Raw genomic sequence first — 1758 nt, forward strand, 5'->3', positions numbered from 1 at the left:
AAAATATATTAGGATTAGTATGCGATCCGATAGCAGGACTTGTTGAAGTTCCTTGCGCTAAGAGAAATGCAGCTGGTGCAGTTAGTGCATTAACTACAGCAGATATGGTTATGGCAGGTGTAATGAGTAAAATTCCTTTTGATGATACAGTTGAAGCAATGTATAAAATAGGAAAGCAGATGCCAGCAGAGCTTAGAGAAACAGCTCTTGGTGGATTAGCTGTTACAGAAACAGGACTTAAATTACAAAGACAAGTTTTTGGAGAATAATTAGATTAATGAGTTATACGTAGTAACGTGCGTATAGCTCATTTTTTTATATAACTAAAATTTTGCAACGCAAAATTTAGAGGACAGAGGACAATTGACAGAGGACAATGAAGGAGGATTTTTCTACGTTACACTACGAAAAATCTTTAATTATATTATAAGTCGATGTTTCACATTAGTGAAACGAGCTCAAAAATAAATTAGTTTTCTGACGTAAGGAAGAAAACTCACCTTCTCTGTCCTCTGTCCTCTGTCAATTGTCCTCTTACTCTGTCCTCTGTCCTCTAAAAAAAGTTCCTTTGTAACAAATCTCTTTAAGCATGAATAAACTGACTAAAGGAGAGTAACTTTTGGAGGTTTATAAATGGAGCTAAAAGGAAGCAAGACTGAGAAAAATCTTTTAAGAACTTTTGCCGGTGAATCAAGAGCTAGAAATAAATATGATTTTTACGCAGAAAAAGCTAGAAGAGAAGGTTATGAGTATATAGCAAGCATATTTGAAGAAACTGCGCATAATGAAAAAGCTCATGCAAGAGAGGCCTTCGGTAGATACTTAGAGATGATAAAGAGTACTGAACACAACTTAAAAGATGCAGCAGAGGGAGAGGCTTTAGAAAGCTCAAAGCTTTATAAGGAATTTGAAAGAACAGCAAGAGAAGAGGGCTTTGTGCAAATTGCAGATTTTTATAAGGAACTTGCAGAGGTTGAAGAAAGTCACATGAAGAGGTTTATAGCCATACTTAAAAATTTAGAGAATGGCATGGAGTTTAAAAGAAATGAAGAAGTAAAATGGCAGTGTATGAATTGTGGATATATTCATATAGGAAAAGAAGCTCCGAATGTATGTCCTCTGTGCAAATATCCAAGAGCCTATTTTAAAATTGCCTGTGAAGATTATAAATAGGAGGGAGTAATTATGTTCGTAGTATATTCAAATCGCCAAATGCTCCCTATAGTAAGAGAGGTGGAATATGACAGTAGTTTTCCATATAGAGGATTCCAAGAAGATATCGATATAAAGAAGACTAAGAGTAATGAAGATTACTACAATAAAGTTCTTGAAGAAATAGATGAAGAATATATAAAAGAGCACACATCAGACTAATATTTAAAAATAAATTATAAGGAATGATGGTGTTGCAATGAATAAGAAATATATTTACTTAGTTGTAGCTATATCACTAATATTTTTTCAGACCACTTATCCATTAGTAAATACCGTCCTGTACTCCATTGTTATAGTCCCTTTAGCTATTACACTAGGGGAACTTACATCTATAATATCAGAGTATATAGGAGAAAAAAAAGGAGGACTATTAACTGCAGCAATAGGGAATATACCAGAGCTTACAATGGGAATTTGGTCAATACAATTTGGGATGATTCCTATGGTCAAGGCATCCTTGATAGGTTCTATAATTAGTAATATGCTATTGGTACTTGGAATATCAATTTTTGTAGGTGGTATTAAATATAAAGAACAAAAATT

The 1758-nt window shown here is 33.6% G+C and carries 3 protein-coding genes and 1 pseudogene; all 4 read left to right on the forward strand.

The window, feature by feature from the left end:
- Positions 1-269, forward strand: a 269-nt coding sequence (locus I6U51_RS23870; protein ID WP_211145058.1) for an L-serine ammonia-lyase, iron-sulfur-dependent, subunit alpha, incomplete at its 5' end; no start/stop codon positions are given.
- 364 nt (positions 270-633) lie between these two features.
- Positions 634-1173, forward strand: a complete 540-nt coding sequence (gene rbr / locus I6U51_RS23875; protein WP_211145059.1) for a rubrerythrin — start codon at positions 634-636, stop codon at positions 1171-1173.
- A gap of 12 nt (positions 1174-1185) precedes the next feature.
- Positions 1186-1374: a hypothetical protein gene (locus I6U51_RS23880; RefSeq protein WP_211145060.1), complete on the forward strand. Its 189-nt coding sequence runs from the start codon at positions 1186-1188 to the stop codon at positions 1372-1374.
- A 37-nt stretch (positions 1375-1411) separates the two neighbouring features.
- Positions 1412-1758: pseudogene (locus I6U51_RS23885) on the forward strand (calcium/proton exchanger); the annotation flags it as partial.

It is taken from the genome of Clostridium aciditolerans (genome assembly GCF_016316925.1).
GTDB classification, from domain to species: Bacteria; Bacillota; Clostridia; order Clostridiales; family Clostridiaceae; genus Clostridium_AM; species Clostridium_AM aciditolerans.

What these genes read in the sequence shown, in the direction of transcription:
- rbr (WP_211145059.1), top strand. Translation starts at nt 634, where the DNA reads ATGGAGCTAAAAGGAAGCAAGACTGAGAAAAATCTTTTAAGAACTTTT.
- I6U51_RS23880 (WP_211145060.1), top strand. Translation starts at nt 1,186, where the DNA reads ATGTTCGTAGTATATTCAAATCGCCAAATGCTCCCTATAGTAAGAGAG.